At 57.6% G+C, this 25,380-nt stretch carries 24 protein-coding genes; 7 read left to right on the forward strand and 17 right to left on the reverse strand.

The window, feature by feature from the left end:
• Window positions 1–7 precede the first annotated feature (7 nt).
• From prsT to B9N93_RS17920, 5 genes are all read right to left on the reverse strand, one after another.
• Window positions 8–2,782 carry an XrtA/PEP-CTERM system TPR-repeat protein PrsT gene (prsT, locus tag B9N93_RS17900; RefSeq protein WP_085215598.1) on the reverse strand — a complete coding sequence of 925 codons (2,775 nt, stop codon included), beginning with the start codon at window positions 2,780–2,782 and terminating at the stop codon, window positions 8–10.
• Between the two features lie 62 nt (window positions 2,783–2,844).
• The gene (locus tag B9N93_RS17905; RefSeq protein ID WP_085215599.1) at window positions 2,845–3,744 is read right to left on the reverse strand and encodes a DUF72 domain-containing protein; all 900 of its coding nucleotides are present in this window, start codon (window positions 3,742–3,744) and stop codon (window positions 2,845–2,847) included.
• Window positions 3,745–3,840: 96 nt separating this feature from the next.
• Entirely contained in the window at window positions 3,841–5,370 is a 1,530-nt protein-coding gene (gene zwf / locus B9N93_RS17910) for a glucose-6-phosphate dehydrogenase (protein ID WP_085215600.1), read from the reverse strand.
• Complete coding sequence (gene gnd, locus B9N93_RS17915; protein ID WP_085215601.1) at window positions 5,370–6,377, reverse strand: phosphogluconate dehydrogenase (NAD(+)-dependent, decarboxylating); 1,008 nt, start codon at window positions 6,375–6,377, stop codon at window positions 5,370–5,372. Before gnd ends, zwf begins: the two co-directional genes overlap by 1 nt.
• Window positions 6,378–6,785: 408 nt before the next feature.
• Window positions 6,786–7,484 (reverse strand): potassium channel family protein, encoded by a 699-nt coding sequence (locus B9N93_RS17920; protein ID WP_085215602.1) that lies wholly within the window; start codon window positions 7,482–7,484, stop codon window positions 6,786–6,788.
• Window positions 7,485–7,669: 185 nt separating this feature from the next.
• Between B9N93_RS17920 and B9N93_RS17925 the strand changes: the two genes are divergently transcribed.
• From B9N93_RS17925 to B9N93_RS17955, 7 genes are all read left to right on the forward strand, one after another.
• Window positions 7,670–8,878 carry an efflux RND transporter periplasmic adaptor subunit gene (locus B9N93_RS17925; RefSeq protein WP_085215603.1) on the forward strand — a complete coding sequence of 403 codons (1,209 nt, stop codon included), beginning with the start codon at window positions 7,670–7,672 and terminating at the stop codon, window positions 8,876–8,878.
• 6 nt (window positions 8,879–8,884) lie between these two features.
• Window positions 8,885–12,034, forward strand: a complete 3,150-nt coding sequence (locus B9N93_RS17930) for an efflux RND transporter permease subunit (RefSeq protein WP_085215604.1) — start codon at window positions 8,885–8,887, stop codon at window positions 12,032–12,034.
• Window positions 12,027–13,469: an efflux transporter outer membrane subunit gene (locus B9N93_RS17935; protein ID WP_085215605.1), complete on the forward strand. Its 1,443-nt coding sequence runs from the start codon at window positions 12,027–12,029 to the stop codon at window positions 13,467–13,469. The genes B9N93_RS17930 and B9N93_RS17935 overlap by 8 nt, the downstream gene beginning before the upstream one ends.
• Window positions 13,470–13,585: 116 nt before the next feature.
• On the forward strand, window positions 13,586–14,671 hold the full coding sequence (locus tag B9N93_RS17940) for an AI-2E family transporter (protein WP_085215606.1): 1,086 nt from the start codon (window positions 13,586–13,588) through the stop codon (window positions 14,669–14,671).
• A 109-nt stretch (window positions 14,672–14,780) separates the two neighbouring features.
• Window positions 14,781–15,020, forward strand: coding sequence for a hypothetical protein (locus B9N93_RS17945; RefSeq protein WP_085215607.1), 240 nt, complete (start codon window positions 14,781–14,783; stop codon window positions 15,018–15,020).
• Between the two features lie 103 nt (window positions 15,021–15,123).
• Complete coding sequence (locus B9N93_RS17950; RefSeq protein ID WP_085215608.1) at window positions 15,124–16,995, forward strand: VWA domain-containing protein; 1,872 nt, start codon at window positions 15,124–15,126, stop codon at window positions 16,993–16,995.
• Window positions 16,989–18,758: a BatD family protein gene (locus B9N93_RS17955; RefSeq protein WP_176225316.1), complete on the forward strand. Its 1,770-nt coding sequence runs from the start codon at window positions 16,989–16,991 to the stop codon at window positions 18,756–18,758. Before B9N93_RS17950 ends, B9N93_RS17955 begins: the two co-directional genes overlap by 7 nt.
• Before the next feature lie 246 nt (window positions 18,759–19,004).
• Here the strand turns inward: B9N93_RS17955 and rplQ are convergent, their stop codons facing one another.
• From rplQ to rplF, 12 genes are read right to left on the reverse strand one after another with little or no spacing between them, the layout of a single operon-like run.
• The gene (gene rplQ / locus B9N93_RS17960; RefSeq protein WP_085215610.1) at window positions 19,005–19,370 is read right to left on the reverse strand and encodes a 50S ribosomal protein L17; all 366 of its coding nucleotides are present in this window, start codon (window positions 19,368–19,370) and stop codon (window positions 19,005–19,007) included.
• A gap of 12 nt (window positions 19,371–19,382) precedes the next feature.
• Window positions 19,383–20,378: a DNA-directed RNA polymerase subunit alpha gene (locus B9N93_RS17965; RefSeq protein WP_085215611.1), complete on the reverse strand. Its 996-nt coding sequence runs from the start codon at window positions 20,376–20,378 to the stop codon at window positions 19,383–19,385.
• A 15-nt stretch (window positions 20,379–20,393) separates the two neighbouring features.
• Window positions 20,394–21,014 carry a 30S ribosomal protein S4 gene (rpsD, locus tag B9N93_RS17970; protein ID WP_085215612.1) on the reverse strand — a complete coding sequence of 207 codons (621 nt, stop codon included), beginning with the start codon at window positions 21,012–21,014 and terminating at the stop codon, window positions 20,394–20,396.
• Window positions 21,015–21,040: 26 nt separating this feature from the next.
• The gene (rpsK, locus tag B9N93_RS17975) at window positions 21,041–21,427 is read right to left on the reverse strand and encodes a 30S ribosomal protein S11 (protein ID WP_085215613.1); all 387 of its coding nucleotides are present in this window, start codon (window positions 21,425–21,427) and stop codon (window positions 21,041–21,043) included.
• Window positions 21,428–21,452: 25 nt separating this feature from the next.
• Window positions 21,453–21,809 (reverse strand): 30S ribosomal protein S13, encoded by a 357-nt coding sequence (rpsM, locus tag B9N93_RS17980; protein ID WP_085215614.1) that lies wholly within the window; start codon window positions 21,807–21,809, stop codon window positions 21,453–21,455.
• Window positions 21,810–21,838: 29 nt separating this feature from the next.
• Window positions 21,839–21,952: a 50S ribosomal protein L36 gene (rpmJ, locus tag B9N93_RS17985; RefSeq protein ID WP_085215615.1), complete on the reverse strand. Its 114-nt coding sequence runs from the start codon at window positions 21,950–21,952 to the stop codon at window positions 21,839–21,841.
• Between the two features lie 46 nt (window positions 21,953–21,998).
• Complete coding sequence (gene secY, locus B9N93_RS17990) at window positions 21,999–23,327, reverse strand: preprotein translocase subunit SecY (RefSeq protein ID WP_085215616.1); 1,329 nt, start codon at window positions 23,325–23,327, stop codon at window positions 21,999–22,001.
• Window positions 23,328–23,765: a 50S ribosomal protein L15 gene (gene rplO, locus B9N93_RS17995; RefSeq protein WP_085215617.1), complete on the reverse strand. Its 438-nt coding sequence runs from the start codon at window positions 23,763–23,765 to the stop codon at window positions 23,328–23,330.
• Window positions 23,765–23,968, reverse strand: a complete 204-nt coding sequence (gene rpmD / locus B9N93_RS18000; RefSeq protein WP_368655818.1) for a 50S ribosomal protein L30 — start codon at window positions 23,966–23,968, stop codon at window positions 23,765–23,767. The genes rplO and rpmD overlap by 1 nt, the downstream gene beginning before the upstream one ends.
• Window positions 23,940–24,470, reverse strand: coding sequence for a 30S ribosomal protein S5 (rpsE, locus tag B9N93_RS18005; protein ID WP_085215619.1), 531 nt, complete (start codon window positions 24,468–24,470; stop codon window positions 23,940–23,942). The genes rpmD and rpsE overlap by 29 nt, the downstream gene beginning before the upstream one ends.
• An 8-nt stretch (window positions 24,471–24,478) precedes the next feature.
• Entirely contained in the window at window positions 24,479–24,832 is a 354-nt protein-coding gene (gene rplR / locus B9N93_RS18010; RefSeq protein WP_085215620.1) for a 50S ribosomal protein L18, read from the reverse strand.
• 8 nt (window positions 24,833–24,840) lie between these two features.
• Window positions 24,841–25,374 (reverse strand): 50S ribosomal protein L6, encoded by a 534-nt coding sequence (gene rplF / locus B9N93_RS18015; RefSeq protein WP_085215621.1) that lies wholly within the window; start codon window positions 25,372–25,374, stop codon window positions 24,841–24,843.
• Window positions 25,375–25,380: the final 6 nt, after the last annotated feature.

The raw sequence follows: 25,380 nt of genomic DNA on the forward strand, positions 1-25,380 counted from the left end.
CGCCCTATCACCGCGCCGCCAACCGCGCCAACAACCCCTCCGCATCCTTGCGCTCGGCGAACGCCCCAGGATGGCTGGCCAGCAATTCCCGCAAGGTCTTGATCGCCTGCGCCGTGCTGCCGACCTTGTCCTGGGCCACGGCCAGCCGGTACAAAATCATGGTGTTGTCCGGCCAGCGCTTCTTGGCTTGCAGCAACAAGCCCAAGGCCCGCTCGAACTCGGTCTGTTCGATCAACACCGCCACCTGGGTATCGAACACCGGCACCGAATCCGGGGCCAGCTTCACCGCCCGGTCCGCGTATTGCAGCGCCCGCGCCGGATTTTCCGCCTTCAACTCCCAAGCCAGTTCGTTGAGCGCCAGCGTGTCGTCGGGATCGATGGCCAGGGCTTTTTCATACGCCGCGAGTTGTTCGGCCCGTCGGCCCATTTCCCCGTAGAAACCGGCCAGCACATGGTGGACGGCCACATCCTGGGGATGCCGGGCGCTCCAATCGCTCAGGGTCTTCAAACCGCCTTCGCGGTCGTTGCCGAACCACTGGCCGCGGGCCAATTCGACCGCGATGTCGGAGTTGTTGGGGTCTTGGTCCAGGGCTTGGCGATAGGCCGCCGTCGCCGCGCTCCACTGCTTCTGCCGCAGGGCGAGCCAGCCCTTGAGCGCCAGAACCCCGCCATCGCCGGGATATTCGCTCGCCAATTGCTTTAACTCGCGTTCGGCCTCGGGCAGTTGGTTTTCCCCGGCCAGCGCCCGCACCAGGGCTTCGCGGGTGGGCCGGAATTTGGGGTTGTGGTGGAGCGAGCGCTGCAAAGCCGCCCGCATGGCCGCGGCGTGGCCGTTCGCGCCCTCGGCCAGCGCCAGGAGATACTCGGCCCGCGCCGATTGGGGTTCCAGCTTGAGCAATTGGCCGGCGGTTTCCAAAGCCTGTCCGGGCTGTCCGGTCTCGATCTGGGCCTCGACCAGCCGGGCCACGAACTCGGGATTGTCCCCGAACCGGGCGCGGGCGGTTTCCAGTAGCGCCAAACCGCGCCGGGGTTGGCCCATCCGCGCATAGAGCCGGGACAAGGTCAGTGGCGGCAACAAGGCTTCGGGATGATCCTGGATGGCTGTTTGCAGTTCCTTCGCCACCCCGGCCTGATCGCCCGCCCGCTCGTACAATTCGACCAGGCACAGGCGGCTGGCCAAATCCTTGGGCTGGAGACCCAGCGCGGTCTGGCAATATTGGCGGGCTTGGTCGTCGTGCCGGTTCTTGATGGCGAGCCGGGCCAGGGATTGCAGCGTGCCCACATCGTCCGGCACTTGGCGCAACCCTTCCTTCAGCACCGCCTCGGCTTTGGCGTCGTCGCCCTGACGGACATAAACCTCGGCCAGCAGGTTGAACGGCAGGGCGCTGCCGGGCATCCGCTTTTTCATGGCTTCGACGGACTCGATGGCCTTGGCGTAGGCCTTGTCTTGCAAATGGATCAAGACGATCTGCACTTCGGTCCGCGCCAGGGCGGGATCGGTCGCCAGGGCGGTTTCCATTTCGCCCAACCCCGGATCGGCCTTGCCCGTGGCCCTGGACCGTCCGGCGCTGCCCGCCACCACCGCCCGGTTCAGGTATTCCAAAGCCTTGGCGCTATTGCCGCGGCTCAGTTCGATATTGCCCATCAATTGCAGCGTCTGGACATTGTCGGGATATTGCTCCAATACCGGCAGCAGCCATTTCGCGGCCTCGGGCAGATCGTTCAGCTTTATCTTGACCAAGCCCATCATGATCGAACCACGCACGGTGTTGGGCACCAAGGCGTTGAAACGGGCCAGGAGTTCCTGGGCGTTGGGCAGATGGTTCATCAGCAATTGGGTGACGCCCTGGAAATACAGCGCCTCGGCATAGCCTTCGTTGAGCTTCGAGGTCGCCTCGAACTCGGTCAGGGCTTCGGGCAGCTTGTGCTGCTTGAACAACAGCAGGCCGCGGCTGAAATGGGTCAGAAAATGATTGGCGAATTGCCGTTCCAAAGCCGTCACGTCCTCCTGGGCGGCCTGCGTCTTGCCCTGGGACAGCCGCACCCAAACCCGCCGCGAACGGTCGAAGGCGCTGCGTTGGCGCAGGTCGATGGCCTGGGTATAGCTGGCCTCGGCCTGGGCGGGATCGCCCTGGGCTTCGTAGAGCTGGCCCTGGAAGCTCCATAGCTCGGCGTTGCGGGGTTCGCGCTGCATGGCCTCCCGGACCCAGGCCAGCGCCTGGGGCACCTCGCCCCCGCCCAGCGCGAGGCGGGCCAGGCCGAGCTTGCCGGTGGGCGCGGTGGCGTCCAGCATCAAGGCCGCCTCGTAATCGGCCCGGGCCTTGTCGGGTTTGCCCACCCCCAGCCAAGCATCGCCGCGCAAGGCCATCAAGCGGGCGCCGTCCTGGGGATTCATCTGGGCGGGGAGATCGATCCGGTCCAGCACATCCTGATACTTGCCCTGCAATAGCAAAGCCTTGGCCAGGATCGGCAAAGCCACCTCTCGCACGATCCCGAGATCGGTGGCGCGTTTCAGCTCGATTTCCGCCGCCTCGCCGTTGCCCAGTTCCAGGTTGATGAGGCTCAACAAACGGTGGGCCTCGGCGTTGTTGGGATTTTTCTGGGCGGCGTTGTGGGCATTGATGGCACCGCCCCGGAGGTCGCCCTGGTCGAGCGCGGTCTGGGCCTGGGCGACATCCTGGGTGTCGGTGGTTTTTTTGGCCCGCTCGCAGGCGGTCAAGGCCAGCGGCAACAACAGGCTGGCGGCGAGCTTGCGGAACGGGGCGGCGGACGGCTTGGGCATGGGGCTTCCTGGGGGCTGTAGTCTGTAGGCTAACTACAGCCTATCGCCTCAACCCTACAGCCTCAAGCCGCAAGCCCCAATAAGCCCATCAATTCCGCCGCGTTGCGCTGGGCGTAATGGCTCATGTTGTTGTTGAACACCACATGGACCTGGGCCGTGGCGTCGGACAGGGCGCGGATCGGCTCGGCCAGGTCCGCCAATTCTTCGATGGAATAAAGATAATTGAAACGCTCGGCGGAGGAATCGGCCCCTTTGATATTCCAGGTGGCGGCGTTGCGGCCATGCAGGCGCACCACCGCCACCTCGGGCGAAGTCGCTTCCCATACCGCCGGGACGCTGTTGGAAAACCCCTGCGGCTCGTCCACCACCACATGGCCGATTCCGTGCGTCCTGAGGAAATCCAAGGTGCCGGCGACCTGTTCGGGGTTCAGCCAGGAACGGTGACGGAACTCCACCGCCAAGCGGTGCCCGGCCAGGAGGTCGGCGCAGCGGGCGATATGCTCGAAACCCTCGCGCCCATGCACGAACCAGGGCGGGAACTGGAACAACACCGCGCCCAGCTTGCCCGCCTCCCGCAAAGGCCGGAGCGCGCCCTGGAACCTCGACCAAAGCTCCAGACACAACTCCTCCGGCACATCCCGGTAATACACATTGCGCTTGGACACCGGCCCCAAGGCGGCGCGGATATCGGCGGGCAGGACGTGGGGCGGGGTCTGGTGGCCGGTGAACAGGCGGAAGCTTTTGACATTGAACGTAAAGCCTTCCGGGGTACGCTCTGCCCAGTTCAAGGCGTTCTTTTGGGAAGGCAGGGCGTAGTAGCTGCTATCGACCTCGACCAGCGGGAACCTCGTGGCGTAGAACCGGAGCCGCTGTTCGGGCGACTTGGCCTCGGGCGGATAGAACTGCTTAGACTCGATCAGGCTGGGGTCGGTCCAGGAAGCGGTGCCGATCAGGATGGGCATGGCTGGATTCCTTGGGTGGGCGCGGGCGGAACCGCGCTGGATTCCGCCTTAGAGCCGCGCCAGGGGGAACCGTTGCGGTTCCGCCCGCGGACTGCATCAACCGCCGTTATTCCACTGCCGACCATCGCGCTCCAACAACTCGTCGGCTTCCCGCGGCCCCCAGGAACCGGCGGCGTAGTTGGGGAACTGCCGCGGCGGCAGCGCCTTCCATACATCCAGCACCGGCTGGATCAAGTTCCAACCCGCCTCCACCATATCGGCCCGCTGGAACAGCGTGGCGTCACCGGTCATGCAATCCAGCAACAGCCGTTCATAGCCGGTGTTCGGCGTGCAATGGAAATAATCGGCGTAGTCGAAATCCATCTTCACCGGCCCGAGTTGCATCACCGGGCCGGGCACCTTGGCCCCGAATTGCAGGGAAATCCCCTCGTTCGGCTGCAAGCGCAAGACCAAGCGGTTGGTTTGCAAATTCTCGATATCGGTGTTGCGGAACAGCACCAAGGGCGCGCGCCGGAACTGGATCGAAATCTCGGTGGTCCGCGCCGCCATGCGCTTGCCGGTACGCAGATAGAACGGCACATCGGCCCAACGCCAGTTGTCGATCATCAGCTTCATAGCGACGAAGGTCTCGGTCCTGGAATCGCGGGCCACGCCGGGTTCCTCGCGGTAGCCGGGCACCGGCTCGCCTTCGAGCTGGCCTTCGCAATACTGGCCACGGGCGGTCTTGCTTAGGACATCCTCGGGGCTGAGCATCTGCAAGGAACGCAGCGCCTTGGTCTGCTCGTCGCGCACCGCGTCGGCCTCGAACGAGACCGGCGGCTCCATGGTGGTCAGCGACAGCAATTGGAACAGGTGGTTCGGCACCATGTCGCGCATGGCTCCGGCGGTCTCGTAATAACCGCCGCGCCGCTCCACTCCCACGGTTTCGGCGGCGGTGATCTGCACATGGTCGATGTAGCGGCGGTTCCAGATCGGTTCGAAAATGCTGTTGGCGAAGCGGAACACCATGATGTTCTGCACGGTTTCCTTGCCCAGATAATGATCGATGCGATAAATCTGCCGCTCCCGCAACACCTTCTTGATGTCGTTGTTGAGTTCCTTGGCCGATTCCAGATCGTGCCCGAACGGCTTCTCGATGATGACCCGCCGCCAGTTGTCGCACTCCTCCGCCGTCATCCCGGCATGGCCGAGCTGACGGACGATCTCGCCGAAGAAAATCGGTGCCGTCGCGAGATAGTAGAAATAGTTCTCGTCGATGGCGTTCTTGCCGCAAACCTCGGTGCAAAGCTCCTTCAGCCGCCAATAGAACTCGGGATCGCGGAAATCGCCTTGCACATAGAAAATCCGCTTCTCGAACCAGGCCAGGACTTCCGCGTCGAGTTCGTCAGTGGCGTAGGTCTTGATGGCGTCGAGCATCTGGTCGCGGAAGGCTTCCGCGGTGAAGGGATCGAAGGCCGCGCCGACCAGGGCGAATTTACGCGACAGCAACTTGGCCTTTGCCAGGTTGTAGAGCGCCGGGATGAGCTTGCGCTTGGTCAGGTCGCCGGTGGCCCCGAAGATGATCATCACACAGGAATCCCCGGCCCGGCCCTGCATGAAGCCGCCGTTCGTGCCATTGAGGTTCATTATTTTTTCTCCCGGTGTCCGCCGAATTGGTAGCGCAGGGCCGACAGCAGCTTGCAGGCGAATTCATCCTCGCCGCGCGAGGCGAAGCGCTGGAAGGCGGAAGCGCTCAGGACCGGCGCAGGGGTGCCTTGGTCGATGGCGGCATGGATAGTCCAGCGGCCTTCGCCGGAATCCGACACCTTGCCGGAAAATTCCTCCAGGGCCGGGCTTTCGGTCAGGGCGTTGGCGGTCAGGTCCAACAGCCAGGACGCCACCACGCTACCGCGCCGCCACAGTTCGGCGATATCGGCCAGGGGCAGGTCGTATTGGTAATGCTCGGGATGGCGCAGCGGGGTGGTTTCGGCGTCGTGGCTGTGGTCGTTCTTGCCGATGTTGGCCCGCTTCATGATATTGAAGCCTTCGGCGAAGGCCGCCATCATGCCGTATTCGATGCCGTTGTGGATCATCTTCACGAAATGGCCCGCGCCCGCCGGACCGCAATGCAGATAGCCTTGCTCGGCGGTGCCGCCCGCCGCCCGGCCCGGCGCGGGCGGGATATCGCCTTGGCCCGGCGCCAGGGTCTTGAAGATGGGATCGAGCGATTGCACCGCCGCGGTGTCGCCGCCGATCATGAGGCAATAACCGCGCTCCAAACCCCACACGCCGCCGCTGGTGCCCACGTCCAGGTAGCGCAAGCCATCCCGCGCCAATTCCTCGGCCCGGCGGATATCGTCGATGTAATAGGAATTGCCGCCGTCGATGAGGATATCGCCGGGTTCCAGCAGCGCCTTGACCTCGGCGACCATGCCATCCACCACCCCGGCCGGCACCATCACCCACACGGCGCGGGGCGGCTGCAAGGCGGCGACGAACGCCTGGAGCGAATCCGCGCCGGTCGCGCCTTCCGCCGCCAGGGCTTGGACGGCGTCCGGGCTGGCATCGAACACCACACAGTCGTGGCCGCCCTTCATCAAGCGCCGGACCATATTGGCCCCCATTCTGCCCAGACCGATCATACCTAGCTGCATAAACTTACCCTCTGCTGTCTTGTGATGGTGGTTGTCGTGTGGCGCGGCGCGGACTCGGCGCGGGCCGTCCTTGGGGCGCATTATCCACAGGAGCCACGGCGCATATTGGAAATTCAGCAAACACCGGGCCATGCGCCCCGCCCCGGCAACCCGCCACCGATCCTGGACCGGCTCCGCTGTACGGGATGGAAATACGGGGGAAATTCAGGATTCAAGCGGTTTCCGCGGTGGAAATCCACCCATAACCGCATCTCCGGCCCCCAGCCGGATCAACCGCCAGGGAAAAGCTGCATTTACCGTGGCAAGCCGCAACAACACAGGCTCCCGCAGTTTTTACGCCCACGCGGCGCGGGTCCCCGCAAACCCAGGCGGTCGTTGCTGTAGGGAATCCGACATTGCCAGGCCGGCCTATTTTTCTCCGCGGGGTTCGCCCACATAGGCGCCGACCAGGCGTCCGATCAGGATGGCGATATACAACTGGCCCGTGACCGCCTCCAAAATCGCCAGCGAGCGGGCCTGCTTGGTGACCGGGAGGATATCGCCATAGCCCATCGTGGTCAGGGTCACGAAGCTGTAATAGGTGAATTCCGAAATATCGTCGCCCACCGCGGGTTCCAGCCCCTTGAGCGAACCCGGCTGTAGCCATTCCAGGAAATAATAGGCGTGCGCCCAGGCCATGCCGAGCAAGAGGTAACTGCAACAGGCCGCGAAAATCAGGTCCATCGTCACCCGTTCCTCGGCCTGGATTTGGCGGTAGATGTTGTGGAGGGCCAGCAGCAAGAACAGCAATACCAGGGCTTTCTCGAACGGTCCCACCCGCGCCAGCCAACCGGACAGATCGAGGACCCTGAGCGCCGCGAAGGCCAAGGCCAAGGCCCAGCCCAGCCGGTAAGCGCCCCGCTCCCCCTTCACCGCGTAAACCCCGGAGAAAAACACCAGTAAGAACAAAACGTCGGTCACCAGGCTCAGCGTGAAGAACCCCTCCAAGAAAGGCCGCAGCGCGATCATGGCGACCATGACCACGGTGAGGAAGCGGAACCGGCCTATCCGGCCATGGAGATGGCGGATGTGGTGGATATCGGGAAGGGGCAGCGGCTTTTTCAGCATAGGGGATTTTCCAACAGTGGTCGGGCGGGACGGACGGCCCCTGTTTTTAGCATGGATCGCGGTGGAGGATGGCACCCCCACTCAAGTCCGCCGGATTGAGATACCCTATATCGCAACGCCGGGTTCCAAGGCCCTGGCTGATTTGTCACTCGCGGCCCACGCCGTATCTCATCCTGGAAGGCGATATGAACCATAAGCATACCCAGCATCTTTTCCGCCCGGGGGGACCGGGATTCACAATCCGCCCGGCCTTGCTCCTTATCAGCCTGATCGTCGGTGCCGCCCTCACCGGCTGCGACAAAGACGGACCCGCCCCGGCAGCGGCGACACCCCCGCCACCGCCCACGGTCGAAGTCACCGAGGTCAAGCAACAAGATGTGCCCATCCACCAGGAATGGGTCGGCAGCCTGGACGGCATGGTGAACGCGCAAATCCTGGCCCAGGTCACGGGCTACCTCGTCAAGCAGAATTACCAGGAAGGCCAGCCGGTCAAGAAGGGCCAGTTGCTCTATGAGATCGACCCCCGCACCTTCCAATCCAACCTCGACCAAGCCCGCGCCAACCTCGTCCGCCAGGAAGCCTTGCTGAAAACCGCCCGCCTGGACATGGACCGGGTCGAGCGCTTGTTGCCACAGAACGCCGTCAGCGTGCGCGACCGCGACAACGCGGTAGGCAAGGAAGCCTCCTACGAAGCCGAAGTGCTGGCTGCCAAAGCCGCTGTGGAAAGCTCCCAGCTTTCCCTGGGATTCACCCGCATCACCTCGCCCATCGACGGCATCGCGGGACTGTCCCAAGCCCAGTTGGGCAACCTGGTCGGCCCCGGCAGCGCCAACGCCGTGTTGACCACCGTGTCCCAGGTCGATCCGATCAAAGCCTACATCCCCCTGAGCGAGCAGCAGTATTTGAAGTTCGAGCGGCAAAGGCCCAATGACAGCGAAGCGCCCCCGCCGGTGCCCTTGGAACTGACCCTCGCCGACGGCTCGGTCTATCCCCATCCCGGCAAGCTCTACTTCGCCGACCGCCAGGTGGATATCAAGACCGGCACCATCAAGGTCGCCACTCTGTTCCCCAACCCCCGCAACCTGCTGCGCCCCGGCCAATACGCCAAAATCCGCGCCGTGGTGCAGACCAAACCCAACGCGCTATTGGTACCGCAACGGGCGGTGGCCGACCTCCAAGGCAAATCCATGGTCGCCGTGGTCAACCCCGACAACACCGTCGCCATCCGCATGGTGAAACCGGGAGAGACCATCGGCACCGAATGGGTGATCGACGAAGGGCTGAAACCGGGCGACAAGGTCATCGTCGAGGGCATCCAGAAGGTGAAGAACGGGATCAAGGTCGATCCCAAGCCCTGGAAGGAAACCGCCACCACCGCGCAAGCGGAGAGGTAGGCCACCATGTCGAAATTCTTCATCAACCGCCCCATCGTCGCCATCGTCATCGCCATCCTGATGGTCATGGTGGGGCTGGTCTCCATGGCGCAATTGCCCATCGCCCAGTTCCCCAACATCGCCCCGCCCGAAGTCCAGGTCCAGACCACCTATACCGGCGCGGACTCCCTGACCGTCGAGCAGTCCGTGGCCACGCCCATCGAACAGCAAATGTCGGGGGTGGACAACATGAACTACATGTACTCCATCAACGCCAACAACGGCCAGACCACCATCCGGGTCAACTTCGATGTGAAGACCGACCCCAACACCGACCAAATCCTGGCCCAGATGCGCGAGTCGCAGGCGGAATCGCAACTGCCCTCCGACGTGCGCAACTACGGCGTGACCGTGAAAAAGTCCACGGCCTCGCCCTTGATCATGTTCGCGCTATATTCGCCCAAGGGCACGTTCGATCAAATCTTCTTGGCGAACTACGCCTATATCAACATCAACGACCAGATGACCCGGGTGGCGGGGATCGCCAGCGTCACAGTGTTCGGCGCGGGGCAATACGCCATGCGGGTGTGGGTGAAGCCGGACCAATTGGCCAAGCTCAACATCACCATCCCCGAGATCATCAGCGCCATCCAGGCCCAGAACACGGTGAACCCGGCGGGCAAGATCGGCGGCGAACCGGTACCCAAGGGCCAGGAATTCACCTACGCCGTCCGCGCCCAGGGCCGTTTGGAGACCGAGGAACAATTCGGCAATATCGTGCTGCGGGCCGACCCTTCCGGTTCCATCGTCCGCATCAAGGACGTGGGCCGCATCGAACTCGGTGCCCAGTCCTACGACATCGTGGGACGGCTCAACGGCAAACCGGCGGCCCTGGTCGCGCTCTACCAATTGCCCGGCTCCAATGCCATCGAGGCGGCGGAAGGGGCCAAGAAAACCATGGAGGAACTCAAGACCCGCTTCCCCGAGGATTTGGACTATGTCGTCGCGCTGGACACCACCTTGGCAGTGACGGCAGGCATCGATGAAATCATCGACACCTTGTTCGAGGCGCTGCTCCTAGTCATCGCGGTGGTGTTCCTGTTCCTGCAAGGCTGGCGACCCACCTTGATTCCGCTGCTGGCGGTGCCGGTTTCCTTGATCGGTACGTTCCTGCTGTTCCCGATGCTGGGCTTCTCGATCAACACCTTGTCGCTGTTCGGCCTGGTGCTGGCGATTGGCTTGGTGGTGGACGACCCCATCGTGGTGGTGGAAGCGGTTGAGCACCATATCGAAAAAGGCTTATCGCCCAAGGAAGCCACGCTCCGCACCATGCAGGAAGTGACCGGCCCCATCATCGGCACTTCGTTGGCCTTGATCGCGGTGTTCATGCCGACGGTGTTCATCCCCGGCATCACGGGACAGCTCTACCAACAGTTCGCCGTGACCGTGGGCGTGTCGGTGATGATCTCCACCTTCAATTCGCTCTCCTTGAGCCCCGCGCTCGCGGCCTTGATCCTGAAGCCCAGGAAGCGCGGCACCGGGCCGGTGCAGAAGTTCTACGACGGCTTCAACAAGGCGTTCGGCAAGGCCAACGACGGCTATGTGGGCTTTTGTTCGGTCTTGATCCGCAAGAGCGCCATGAGCCTGTTGTTCCTGGTGGGCATCGTGTTCCTGACCGGTAGCCTGGGCAAACACCTGCACCCCGGCTTCCTGCCGGACGAGGACCAGGGCTATTTCTTCGCCACCATCCAGCTCCCCAACGTGGCCTCGCTGCAACGCACCGACGAGGTGACCAAGAAGGTCGAGGATATCCTCGCCAAGACGCCGGGCGTCGAGTATTACTCCTCGGTCATCGGCTACAGCATGCTGAGCCAGGCCAACACCACCTACAACACCTTTTTCTTCATCGCCCTCAAGCCTTGGGAAGAGCGCAAAGCCCCGGAGGAGCAATACCACGCCATCCGCGACCACATCAGCAAGGAGTTGCAGAAGCTGCCCGAAGCCGTCGGGCTGGCCTTTCCGCCGCCCGCCATCCCTGGCGTCGGCACCTCGGGCGGCCTGACCATGGTGTTGGAAGACCGCGCTGGCCGCGATGTGGCCTTCCTGGAGGAGAACACCGAGAAATTCCTGGCCGCCGCCCGCAAGCGCCCGGAAATCGCCGGGGTCTTCACCACCGCCCTGTCCGCCGTGCCGCAGCGGTACGTGGACGTGGACCGCGACAAGGTGCTGAAGCAAGGCGTGAAGCTGTCGGATGTGTACCAAGCCCTGCAAGCCTATATGGGCTCGGGCTTCGTCAACTACTTCAACCGCTTCGGACGGCAATGGCAGGTCTACGTGCAAGCCGAGGGCGAATACCGCGACACCGCCGACCACCTGGGCCAGTTCTACGTCCGCAACGCCGACGGCGACACCGTGCCCCTGGCCGCCTTGACCAGCGTGCGCGAGGTGATCGGGCCGGAATTCACCATGCGCTACAACCTCTACCGCAGCGCCCAGATCATGGCGATCCCCAAGCCGGGCTATACCGGCAACCAGTTGATGCAGGTCATGGAGGAAGTGTTCGCCGAAACCATGCCCACCGAAATGGGCTACGACTACATCGGCATGAGCTACCAGGTGAAGAAGGCCCAGGAAGGCGTGTCGACCAGCACGGTGTTCGGCTTCGCGATCTTCTGCGTGTTCCTGATCCTCGCGGCCCTGTACGAAAGCTGGAGCCTGCCGTTCAGCGTGTTGCTCGGGACGCCCATCGCGGTGTTCGGCGCGTTCGCGGGGCTGATGATCGGGCAGTACGAAATCAACGTCTACGCCCAGATCGGCCTCATCATGCTGATCGGTCTCGCCGCCAAAAACGCCATCCTCATCGTGGAATTCGCCAAGATGGGCGTGGAGGAAGGCAAATCGGCCTATGACGCCGCCATCGAAGCGGCCCGCTTACGGCTCCGGCCCATCCTGATGACGGCCTTGTCGTTCATCCTGGGTTGCGTGCCGCTCGCCACCGCCAGCGGGGCCGGCGCCCTATCGCGCAAAGTGATGGGCTACGCCGTGATCGGCGGCATGACCGCCGCGACCTGCATCGCCATCTTCCTGATCCCGGTGACTTTCTACGTGGTCGAGAAATTTTCCCATCGCAAGCAAGAAGCCACGCTGCCGCCGAAGGAGGGCGAGGAACATGCGTAAACCCATCGTGATCGCGGTCGCCGCCGCCCTGGCCGGTTGCTGGCAGGTCGGCCCGGACTACGTCAAACCCAAAATCGACACGCCCAAGCAATGGCGTTTCGCCGACAAGGAAGCCCGCGATACCACCAACCTCAAATGGTGGGAACAACTGGGCGACCCGGAATTGAACCGCTTGGTCGATCAAGCCCTGCGCGGCAATCTCGACCTCAAGGTCGCCGTGGCCAACGTCGATCAATTCATGGGGCAATACGGCGCGACCCGCGCCAACCTGTTCCCGCAGATTTCGGGCTTCGGCGATTATCTCCGGCGCAAGAGCAGCACCCAGAGCCTGAGCCTGCCAAAAGGCATCGATCTGAGCGGCAAGGATGTCGATTACGCCCGACTGGGCGGGCAGTTGAGTTGGGAAATCGATGTCTGGGGCGCTTTGCGCCGCGCCAACGAGGCGGCGTTCGCCCAGATGCTGGCCCAGGAAGGCGTGAAACGGGGAGTGTTGCTGACGCTCGCCAGCCAGGTTGCCCAGACCTATATCCAACTCCGCACCCTGGATAAGAACCTGGATATCACCCGCTTCGTGGTGAAAACCCTGGAAGAGCAATTGCAGATCGAAAACGCCCGGTTCAAGGAAGGCTATGGTTCCGAGTTGGAAGTACGGCAGGTGGAATCGGAATACCAGCGCAGGCTGGCCCTGATTCCCGCCGCCGAGGAGAACATCGCCCAGACCGAACACGCGCTCAAGCTGCTGCTGGGCCAAAACCCCGGCGCGATCCGCCGCGGCAAAAGCCTGGACGACCTCAAGCTCCCGGCGGTCCCGGCGGGATTGCCCGCCGATGTGCTGGTGCGCCGTCCCGATATCCAACAGGCGGAACAGCAACTCATCGCCGCCAACGCCCAGATCGGTGTGGCGCGGGGTTTGTATTTCCCGAAAATCTCCATCACCAGCGATGTGGGCCAACTCAGCACCCAGGCCGCGACGATGTTCACGCCGGGCGCGAATTTCTGGAGCGTGGGAACCAGCATGCTGGGTCCGATTTTCACCGCCGGTAAGATCGCCGGGCAGGTGCAGGCCGCCGAAGCCACGCAGCGGGCGGCACTGGCGAATTACCAGCAGTCGATCCTCACGGCCTTCCGGGAGTTCGAAGACGCCCTGGTCGCTTCCCAAAAGACCCAGGAACAACGCGACAAGCAAGGGGCGCGGGTCACGGCGGTGGGCGATTATTACCGGCTGTCGAAGTTGCGCTACGACGAGGGTTTGGTCGATTACATCACCGTCCTCGACTCCTTGCGGCAGTTGTACGAGGCCCAGATCGACCTGCTGTCGGCGCAGAGTTCGACCTTCACCGCCTCGATCCAGCTCTACCGGGCGATGGGCGGCGGCTGGGTGGTGGCGGAGGCGGAGAAACTGCCCAAGCCGCAGGAGCCTTCGGTGTTTCCGTAGCCGGGTCGGCTGGAAATGGCAAGCGCATCGGTTTCGGACGGTGCGCTTCGCTGTGTTCGGCAACCCCACCAAGCCAAAGTAATCTCATATCGGCCCCAAACCCAGAGGCTCGTTGCATGATCACCCCCGCCCCCACCCCCGGCCACGGCATCCTGATCGAGCGCGCACTGATCCTGCTGCTCATCGGCGCTTTGGGCTATGCCTGCGTCGAGATCATCCTGCCCTTCCTGGTGCCCTTCATCTGGGCCTTGATCCTGGCGGTTTCGACCTGGCCCTACTACCTCAAGGTCGCGGACTGGCTGGGCGGCCGCCGCGGCCTCGCGGCGGTGGCGCTGACCCTGGGGATGCTGTTGTTGTTCGTGATGCCCGCCTTCGACGCCTTCGATTCCGTCACCCACTACCTGCCCTACCTGAGCAAGACGGTCGCCCAGTTGTCCGCGCTCGACCCCAACCAACCGCCGGATTGGGTGGCCCAATTGCCCCTGGTCGGCACCAAGCTGGACGAAACCCTACGGACGGGCAAGCTGAACTCGTTCCTCTCGCCCGAGAAGGTCAGGCCGATCCTGACCGCGGGCGCGGGCTGGCTACTGCAACAAGGCGCGGGCTTGGCCCTGGCCGCGCTGCATATCGTCCTGGCCGTGATCCTGGCCGGGCTGCTCTATGCCAATGGCGAAACCGCCAGCGCGACGGCGGAACGGGTCGCCCTGCGCATCGGCGGACCCAGCGGCATCCAAGCTTTGCGCGTGGCCGGGCTGACCGTGCGCGGGGTCTCGCTGGGCGTGATCGGGACGGCCTTGCTCCAGGCCGTGCTGTCCGGGGTGGGTTTCGCCCTGGCCGGAGTGCCGGGCGCGGGCATCCTGGGACTGCTGTGCTTCCTCGCCGCCACCTTGCAAATCGGCACCGGCATCATCTGGATTCCGACGGCGATCTGGCTGGCCCATCAAGACAGCGAAGGCTGGGCCGCGTTCACCGTGGCCTGGGGCATCTTCATCAACGTCATCGACAACTTCATCAAGCCCTATCTGATCGGCAAAACCAGCCCCTTGCCCTTCCTGTTGATCCTGGTGGGCGTGATCGGCGGCTTGTTGGCCTGGGGCTTCGTCGGGATTTTCCTGGGGACCACCTTGCTGGCCGTGGCCTACACCGTGTTCCTGGCTTGGCTGGAACCGCCCGGATCAGGCAACGCGGTATCCTCCAGATGAGGCCGTCTGGGCGGGGAATATCGCCGTTGCCGCCCCGTCTAAAAACTTGCCGACGTGCCCAAGCGGCCCGTCGGCGACGCAGACCCTGCCCTTTCAAAGGAGATCACCCATGAAACCAGGCGATATTGTGAATGCCACGTTCAACGGCTGCCATTGCTTTGTCAAGCTCGTCGATAGCGGCGAAAAGTACGGGGCGACTTTTTTCGACGTGGAATTGCTGTCCGCGTGCGAGATGGACACCGGCACCCTCCCCAAAGGCACCAAAACCTGGGTCTGGCCCGAAATGCTGACCCCGGTCGGCCAAGGCGTCATCGCCCTGCGGCCCCGCAAGGAAATCCACCCCACCTGAACCTCCTCCAGCGGGCAGGACGCCCGCCCCGCGCTTTCCGGGCTTGAACACCCCGCGTCCACACGCCAAGATAGCGGGCCATGATTCCAAGCCCGTTCCCGCGATGACCGATTTCCATTTTCTGAGACCCGGCTGGCTGCTCGCGCTGCCCGTCCTGGCCGCTTTGCTCTGGACGCTGCGGCGGCGGCAGCGGGGTGGCGAAGACTGGCGGGCCTACTGCGATCCCGCCCTGTTGCCCCATATCCTGATCGGAACCCCCGGCAAGCAAGGTCGGCACCGGCTGTGGCTGACCACCCTGGCCGGGTTCCTGGCCGTGCTGGCCCTGGCCGGTCCCGTGTGGGAACGCCTGCCCGCGCCGGTATTCCGCAACCTCTCCGCCCTAGTGTTGGTGCTGGACCTCACCCCAGCCATGAACGCCGCCGACCTCAAGCCCAGCCGCTTGGAACGCGCCCGCTTCAAGATCGAGGACATCCTCCGCGCCCGCAAAGACGGCCAGACCGCCTTGGTGGTCTATGCCGGGGATGCCTTCGCCGTCACCCCCATCACCGACGATTCGGCCACCATCGCCGCCCAACTCTCCGCCTTGAGTCCCAGACTCATGCCCGGCCAGGGCGAGCGCATCGATGCGGGGCTGCGCACGGCGGAGCGCCTGCTGAAACAGGCCGGTCTCAAATCCGGGGACGTGCTGCTCATCACCAGCGGCGAAGGCGCGGCGGAAGCCGGGCAAACCGCATCCGCGCTGCGTGCCGAAGGCTACCGGGTTTCGGTGCTGGGTGTCGGCACCCCGGACGGCGCCCCCATTCCCCTGCCCGAAGGCGGCTTCCTCAAGGACGCGGCGGGCAATATCCAAGTGCCGCGGCTCGACGCCGCCGCCCTGGCCGGTTTGGCGGAAGCCGGGGGCGGGCTGTCCCGCGCCTTGCGGCCCGATTCCGCCGACCTCGACGCTTTGCTCGGCTTTTTCGACCACCGCGCCCAATCCGGCGAACCCACCGGCGAGCAGGTCCATATCGACCAATGGCGCGAAGACGGGGTGTTCCTATTGCCGGTCCTGTTGCCGTTGGCGGCGCTGGCCTTCCGACGCGGCTGGCTGGGAATCTGGCTGCTCTTGGCCCTCGCGCCGGTCCCGGATTCCGCGCAAGCCCTGGAATGGCAAGACCTTTGGCTCACCCCCGACCAGCGGGCGCAAAAGGAACTCCAGGCGGGCCAATACGACCAAGCCGTCCAGCATTTCCAAAACCCCGAATGGAAAGCCGCCGCCGAATACAAAGCCGGCCAATATCCGCAAGCCGCCCAGGCGTTGGAAAAACTCCCCGCCGCCGACAGCCAATACAACCGCGGCAACGCCCTGGCCCAGCAAGGCCAATATCCCGCCGCGATCCAGGCCTATGAACAAGCCTTGAAACTCGACCCCAACAACCAGGACGCCGTCTATAACAAGCAATTGGTCGAGGAAGCCCTGCGCAAACAACAGCAACAAGACAAGCAGGACAAGCAGGACAAGCAGGACAAGCAGGACAAGCAGGACAAAAAAGATCAAAAGGAAAAAGACCCGTCAGGGCAAGGCGGGGAATCCCCCAAAGATCAGGACCAGCAACCCGGCCAAGAAGGGAAGGAACAAAACCCGGAGCAAAGCCAGGAGGCGGATGGCAAGCCCGAAGAATCCGGCCAAAAACCCGAAGACCGGCCCCAAGCCGACGGCAAGGATCAAGCGCCGAGCAAAGGCGACAAACCGGACCCGGCCCGGCCCGGACCCCAGGAACCCCAAGCCGCCCCACCGGAGCAGCAGGAACGCCCCGGCGACGCCGACCCCAAGGCACAGCCCGCCGAATCCCCGGCCAAGGGCGAAATCCAGCAAGCCGAGGAACAATGGCTCCGGCGCATCCCGGACGATCCCGGCGGCTTGCTCAAACGCAAGTTCTATTACCAATACCGGCAACGCCAACAACAGCAGAATCTGGAGCGGGAACCATGGTGAATCCAATGGCTAAGGGCAAACGCGCCACGGTGCGGCGCTGGTTATGGCTGGGCCTGCTATTGGCCCTATACGCGGGACTCGGCCTAGCCGCCCGGATCGAGGTCAGCCTAGACCGCAATCCAGTCCCGCTGGGGGAATCCTTCACCCTGATTTTTTCCGCCGACGCCTCTCCCGACGACGACCCCGATTTCAGCACCCTGGAACAAGACTTCGAGGTGCTGGGCCAATCGCAGAGCAACCAATATTCCCTGAACAACGGCCACGCCAGCCACCGCATCGAATGGCAGGTCAGCGTGATGGCGAAACACGCGGGCAACTTGGCGATCCCGCCCATCGCCTTCGGCAAAGACCGCTCCGAACCCTTCTCGGTCACCGTCGTGCCCGGCCCGGCCAAGCGCCGGAACAACGGCGACGGGGAAGTCTTCATGGAAGTCGAGGCCGAACCGAAAAATCCCTACGTGCAAGCCCAGGTCATCTATAGCGTGCGGGTCTTGAGCCGGATCGCCTTCGGCGATGCCCGTCTCAGCACCCCCGAAGCGGCGGACACCTTGGTCGAGCGCCTGGGTGACGGGCAAAACCCCAGCAGCATCGTCATCCGCAACGGCGTCCAATACAAAATGACGGAAATCCGCTACGCCCTGTTCCCGCAAAAAAGCGGCCCCTTGCGGATCGAACCCATGCAGTTGGAAATGCAAGTGGCGGGCGGGGCACGGTCCCTGTTCAATGCCTTCCTCAACCCACAGACCCGGACCCAACGTATCGTTTCGGAAGCGCTCACCCTCGAAGTCCGCCCGGTACCCGCGGAATTCAAAGGCAAGCATTGGCTACCCGCCAGGTATTTGGAACTGGAAGATTCATGGGCCAAAAACCCCCCCAAAACCACGGCGGGAGACCCCTTGACCCGTACCCTCACGCTCAAGGCGCAAGGTGCGACAGTCGGGCTCCTACCCGAGATCAATACTACCGCTACCGCTTTGCCGGATGCGATCAAACAGTATCCCGACCAACCCATCCAGAACGAGGAGAAACCCACTTCCGGCCTGATCGGTATGCGCCAAGAAAAAACCGCGATGATGGCTACCAACCCCGGCACCTATACTATCCCTGCCTTGGAAATCCCCTGGTGGAATACTTTGGCGAACCGGATGGAAACCGCCCGGATACCGGAACGAACCTTGACGGTACAAGCTACGGCGGCAACACGGCAAATCCCGGAAACACCCACCCTAATAGCTGAGGCATCCAAGCCACCCAAGACTACAGAAACCCCAAACGCGGCCCTACCCACCACGGTTTCCCAAACAAACGGGCCATGGTTTTGGCTGGTATTGCTGTTTGGTTTTGGCTGGATAAGTACGGGCCTAGCGTGGTACTTGAGCAAGCGTTCCAACCATAAATCATCCATACCGGTCAATTCAGATAGTGAAACTTCAGTCCACAAGCTTGTTCTAGCAATAGAGCATGCTTGCAAAGCTAGCGATGCAGTAGCGGCGCGCAAAGCGCTCTCGAATTGGGTCAATAACCAGCGTTTTCGCTCAGAAGCACAACCCTACGGAAGCCGTTTAGCCAAGGAGATCAAATTATTAGATCAATGCCTTTATGGCCGTAGGCAATCGGCATGGGAAGGGCAAGGACTATGGCAAAGCTTCCGCGACCACATCGAAAACATGGCAAGGGGTACCCCGAGCAAACCAGCGTTGGAATCGCTATACCTTAGCTCAAATAGTCCATCAAATATCCAATGCAAAGAGCCTAGGTATTGATGCCATCTGATGGTTAAAAACTCAAAAGCGTGGAGCAAAAACCGCGCTTGAAATCAGAGCAGAAAAACTTTAGGCGACGCGGAACGGAAAGAGATGTTCAGCTGAATATGCTTAATCTAGAGAAGATTTCAGCATGATACGGAATGGCGGGTGGTGGTAAGGACGGTTCGTTTACCAAAATAAGCTTTACACGAGCTTTACCTACAACGTCCTTCCACCATTAAAGCAAGCGGGAGAATAAAACTATTACATATCCGGTCTATCCAATAGCTCAACATAAGCCATTGGAGCAGAATCTCCTCTTCTAAAACCGCACTTTAAAATCCTTAAATACCCACCGGCCCTATCCTTAAAACGTGGGCCTAACTCATCAAATAGCTTTACTACTGCTTCCCTATCTCTAAGACGGGAAAAAGCTATACGGCGTGCCGCTAGGGTATTGGTCTTGGACAGGGTAATCAACGGCTCAGCGTATCTGCGTAGCTCTTTCGCTTTAGGCAGAGTGGTGCTAATCACTTCGTGATGGATCAAAGAAGCCGTCAAATTCCTAAACAAAGCGACCCGATGACCGCTTTTAATATTAAATTTTTTACCAACATTACCATGACGCATATCGTTATACCTTTATCCTTCTTGCTGCTCTCTTTTAAGGCTTTCTGGGGGCCAATTCTCAAGCCGCATCCCTAAGGAGAGACCTTTGGTAGCTAATACATCTTTAATCTCTGTAAGAGATTTTTTGCCAAGATTAGGGGTTTTCAACAAATCAACCTCGGTTCTCTGTATCAAGTCCCCAATATAAAAGATATTTTCGGCTTTTAAACAGTTAGCTGAACGAACAGTGAGTTCAAGATCATCAACAGGCCTTAATAACATTGGATCGAACTGAGGCCTTTCATCCGAAGAACCCGGCGTATCCTCCCCTTTAAAGAAGATAAATACAGACAGATGCTCATTCAATATAGAAGCCGCTTGACGAACAGCTTCTTCTGGATCAAGAGTGCCATTCGTCTCAATCTCAAGGATCAGCTTATCCAAATCGGTACGTTGTTCAACCCGAGCGCTTTCCACTAAATAGGAAACCCGTTTAATCGGACTAAATGATGCATCGACATATAGCACACCAACCACAGCATCAGTTTGGGTAAGATTTCTTACACTAACAGGCTGGTAGCCTCTTCCTTTTTCAACTTTTAAAGTTGCACTCAATTTTCCAGAATGCGTTAAGTTGGCGATCACCATATCTGGATTCACCACTTCAGCATCATGGGTCAATTGTATATCCGCAGCAGTAACTGGACCAGCACCGCTTTTATTGATTTTAAGCGTGGCTTCGTTACCTTCATGTATGCGGATAGCTAAATTCTTCAAATTTAGCAAAATATCAATGATATCTTCCCGCACTCCATCGATGGTCGTATATTCATGTTCTACACCATCAATAGAGACTTCAGTCACCGCACAACCAGGTATAGAAGACAACAACACCCGCCTTAAAGCATTTCCGAGAGTATGCCCGAAACCGCGTTCTAAAGGCTCGATTACTATCCTAGCGCTGTTTTTATCTATCTGATTTACGTCGACTAATCGAGGTTTAATCAAGTTAGCAAAATGGCTTTGCATTGAAATCCGCTAATTTTATTTAGAGTACAACTCTACTACTAATTGCTCGTTAATATCAGACCCTAAGTCATTACGTTCGGGCACTGATTTAAACAATCCTTGCATTTTTTTGGCATCCACTTCCAACCACACAGGAAATCCATATTGCTCAGCAACACCTAAAGCATCTTTTATCCTAAGCTGAGATTGAGATTTCTCGCGGACGCTAACTATATCTCCAGCTTGGACTTGATAAGATGGTATGTTAAGAACGCTACCATTTACTTTGATGGCTTTATGGCTAACCAATTGACGAGCTTCGGACCTTGTGGCAGCAAACCCCATTCTATATACAACATTATCCAAACGAGACTCCAACATATTCAAAAGATTTTGACCGGTTGAGCCTTTCTTTTGAGCTGCTGCCTTATAATAATTGCGAAATTGGCGCTCTAAAACACCATAAATCCTTCTTAACTTCTGCTTCTCACGAAGCTGAGTCGCATAATCAGACATCCGGGTCCGTTTTTGACCGTGCTGTCCTGGCTGCTGATCTATTTTGCATTTTGAATCTATCGATTTACCTCTCGCTTTGAGAAATAAATCGGTACCTTCTCTTCTACTTAACTTACACTTTGGACCTAGATATCTAGCCATAACCAAAAAACCCTTAAATCCTTACATTAAACTCGGCGACGTTTAGGCGGACGGCATCCATTATGCGGAATTGGCGTATCGTCAAGTATGTTAACAATTTTAAAGCCAAGATTATTCAAAGACCTCACCGCTGATTCTCGGCCTGGACCAGGGCCTTTAATCTTGACGTCTAAATTTTTTACACCAAATTCTTTAACTATATTGCCAACTTTCTCTGCTGCGACTTGAGCAGCAAATGGAGTACTTTTGCGCGAACCCCGAAATCCAGATGCGCCTGCCGTTGCCCACGCCAACGTGTTGCCTTTTCGATCAGTGATAGTAATAATTGTATTATTAAAAGAAGCACTAATATGAACTATTCCATCAGATATATCGCGCTTTATTTTCTTTACTGGACGGCTAGAAACTGCCATATCCGAACCTCTTATAAACTAAATTTTATTTACGAATTGGACGACGCGGGCCTTTTCTTGTGCGAGCATTGGTACGAGTTCTTTGTCCATTTACTGGCAACCCCCTCCTATGGCGCAATCCACGATAGCAGCCTAAATCCATCAATCTTTTAATACTCATAGCTGTTTCGCGGCGCAAATCACCCTCAACGGTAAATTTAGCGACTTGTTCGCGAATACGCTCTATATCTGCTTCTTCTAGGGTTTTTACTTTAATTGAAGGATTCAACCCTAAACTCTCGCAAATGAGCGACGCTCTTGTTTTCCCTATACCATAAATCGCGGTAAGAGAAATACCCAAATGCTTGTGATCTGGAATATTTACTCCAGCTATACGAGCCATCTATATAACCTCCAAAATCAAAACTAAAATCAACCCTGTCTTTGCTTATGCCTGGCATCTTTGCAGATTATTCGCACAATTCCTTTTCGTTTTAACACCTTGCAATTTCGACAAATTCTTTTTACAGATGCGCGAACTTTCATACTTTATTCCTCATCATAAAATACCATACAAATCCACTCAAACCCTCTAATCAGCTTTTGCCATATTTGTTTTCTTTAAAAGCCCTTCGTACTGGTGAGAAATTATATAGGTTTGGATTTGAGACATAAAATCCATAACCACAACAACAATAATCAGCAACGAAGTTCCTCCAAAATAAAAAGGCACATTCCAATATAATATTAAAAATTCAGGCAATAAACACACTGAAGTAATATATATTGCGCCAACCAGAGTTAACCTAGTCATAACGCCATCAATGTAGTTCGCGGTATGTTGCCCAGGTCTGACACCAGGTATAAATGCACCAGACTTTTTTAAGTTCTCTGCTGTTTCGTTTGAATTAAAAACCAGAGCGGCATAGAAAAAACAGAAAAAAACTATGGCCGTTGCGTAGAAAAACACATACAACGGTTGGCCGGGAGAAAGGGTAGCCGCTATATCCTGAAGCCAAACCAAACTTTCATTATTCCCAAACCATCCTGCTAGGGTTGCGGGAAATAATATTATACTGGAAGCAAATATGGGAGGAATAACCCCTGACATATTAAGCTTAAGAGGCAAAAAACTTTTGTGAGCAGCATACATCCTACGACCATCCTGCCTTTTAGCATAGTTGATAGTAATCCGACGCTGACCTCGCTCTACAAATACCACTAAAGTTGTCACCCCCAACGCGATAGAGAACAAAACGATAATGCTAAAAGGGTTAAGCTCGCCGGTCCTAGCCAACTCCAATGTACCTCCTATCGCAGTAGGTAACCCCGCAACTATACCAGAGAATATAATTATAGATATGCCGTTTCCTATTCCTCTTTCAGTGACTTGCTCGCCTAGCCACATTAAAAAAATAGTACCGCATACCAAGGAAGTAGCAGTAACAAATACAAACTGGATACCTGGGTGAATTACCACCGGAAATCCAGCTGCGGACTGATTTTGTAAGGCAAAAGCTATCCCTATAGACTGGAATGTAGCTAAAAACACAGTCCCATAACGGGTGTATTGATTTAGCTTTTTTCTCCCGGACTCACCTTCCTTTTTAATTTGCTCCAACTTCGGCACCACACCAGTCATTAACTGAACAATAATTGATGCGGAAATATAAGGCATAATCCCAAGAGCAAAAATACTTAGTCTTTTTAAAGCTCCTCCAGAGAACATATTCACCATATCAAGGATAGAGCTTCCTTGGTTGGCAAACATTGCGGCTAAAGCTCTTGGGTCTATACCGGGTATTGGAATATGAGACCCTACCCGATAAACGATAAGGGCCCCCAATACAAACAAAAGTCTTTGCCTCAGTTCGGTAAGCCTCCCGAAGCGATTAGATAAGGAGGAGCTGATATTACTCACTTAAACCTCAACTTTTCCACCAGCTGCTTCAATTTTTACTTTAGCGCCTTTAGTCACACGAATGTCACTAGCTACTGTAATTTGGGCATTGATATTTCCAGAGTCTATGATACTTACCACTTTAACTTGGAGAGGAATCAAATTAGCCTGTTTAAGCACTGCTATACTTATAGGTTGCCCAGCAAATTTAGCTAATTCCGCTATTGTAACCTCCGCACGCAACGCTTTTTTATGCGTATTGAATCCGATTTTAGGCAATCGGCGTTGCAAAGGCATCTGTCCACCTTCAAAGCCTACTTTATGAAATCCACCTGCTCTCGCTTTTTGTCCTTTATGCCCTTTGCCACAGGTTTTCCCAAGAGTGCACCCAATGCCCCGACCAAGACGTCGTGGCTGCTTTTTGCTTCCTTCCGCTGGTTTAAGATTATTTAAACGCATCAAACTTCCTCTACTTTCAACATATAAGCGATCTTATTTATCATACCTAAATTGGCTGACGTAGCCAAGATACGAACAGCTTGATGCATTTTACGAATCCCAAGCCCTTTCAAGCAGGCTTTATGGGACCGTAGCCTACCTATGTCACTTCTAATCTGCTTTATTATGAGGATTTTATCGCTCATTCGATTTGCCCTCAGCATATATTTTCTCCACGCTTTTGCCTCTTTTCGCGGCAATTGCTTTTGGATCTTTAATATCTGTCAACCCTTTAATCGTAGCGCGTACAACATTTATAGGATTATTAGTACCAATACATTTAGCTAGCACGTTATGAATGCCTACCACCTCAAACACCGCTCTCATCGCACCTCCAGCAATGATACCGGTACCTTGCGATGCTGGCTGCATAAAAACTTTAGCCGCACCAGTACACGCAGTGGTCGCATAATGCAAAGTATCACCATCCAAGCTAACCTTACGCATATTTTTACGCGCTTGTTCCATAGACTTCTGTATTGCGACAGGAACTTCCCTCGCCTTGCACAGACCGTATCCAACGCGCCCATTGCCATCGCCTACCACTGTAAGTGCAGTAAACCCGAACTGACGACCACCTTTTACAACCTTGGCAACACGCCGAACAGCTACTAACTTTTCTTGAAGCCCTTCAATTGCATTGCTTTGAATATTGATATTTGCCATAACCGCTCCTAAAAGACCAATCCCGCTTCACGGGCGGCGTCAGCCAATGCCTTGACTCGACCATGATATTTAAAACCAGAACGGTCAAATGCCACAATGGTTATACCTGTAGAAAGCGCACGCTCTGCAATACTTCTTCCAATGAGCTTAGCTGCTTCGATGTTTCCAGTATTCCTGATATCTGATTTTAAAGAAGACTCAAGGGTTGACGAACTCGCCAAAACCACCGAACCATCTGAACTCGTTATTTGAGCATATATATGCCGAGGAGTACGATGAACTGACAACCTATTAACCCCCAAACTTCTAATAATTTGTCGGGATTTATTCGCACGTTTCAACCTTGCTGCTTTTTTATCCATAACCAAGCCTACTTCTTTTTAGCCTCTTTCTTTATAATTTGCTCATCCGAGTATCTGACCCCTTTACCTTTATAAGGCTCTGGCGGTCTATAGGATCGGATGTTTGCGGCAACTTGCCCTACTTTTTGCTTATCGCAACCTTTAATTACAATTTCAGTTTGCGTAGGGGTTTCTACCGTTATATCCTCTGGGACGGGGAACTCAACTGGATGAGAATATCCTAAACTTAGACTAACAATATTACCTTTTGCCTGGGCTCTATATCCAACACCCACCATGTTGAGTTTCCGTTCGTATCCGGAATTAACTCCAGATACCATATTGGCTATATTAGCTCGGGTTGTCCCAGCCAAAATGTTTTGGACCTTGTTTATACGCTCATAAGATATAGTAATCTGCCCATCCGCCATTGCTACCGTTATGATAGGATTGAACTCCATAGATAAGACACCTTTACCGCCTTTCACAGTAATTCGATTGTCTTCTAATATGGCTTCCACCCCTTTCGGGATTGGGATAGGATTTTTCGCTATTCTGGACATTTACAA

Source organism: Methylomagnum ishizawai (genome assembly GCF_900155475.1).
Taxonomy (GTDB): domain Bacteria; phylum Pseudomonadota; class Gammaproteobacteria; order Methylococcales; family Methylococcaceae; genus Methylomagnum; species Methylomagnum ishizawai_A.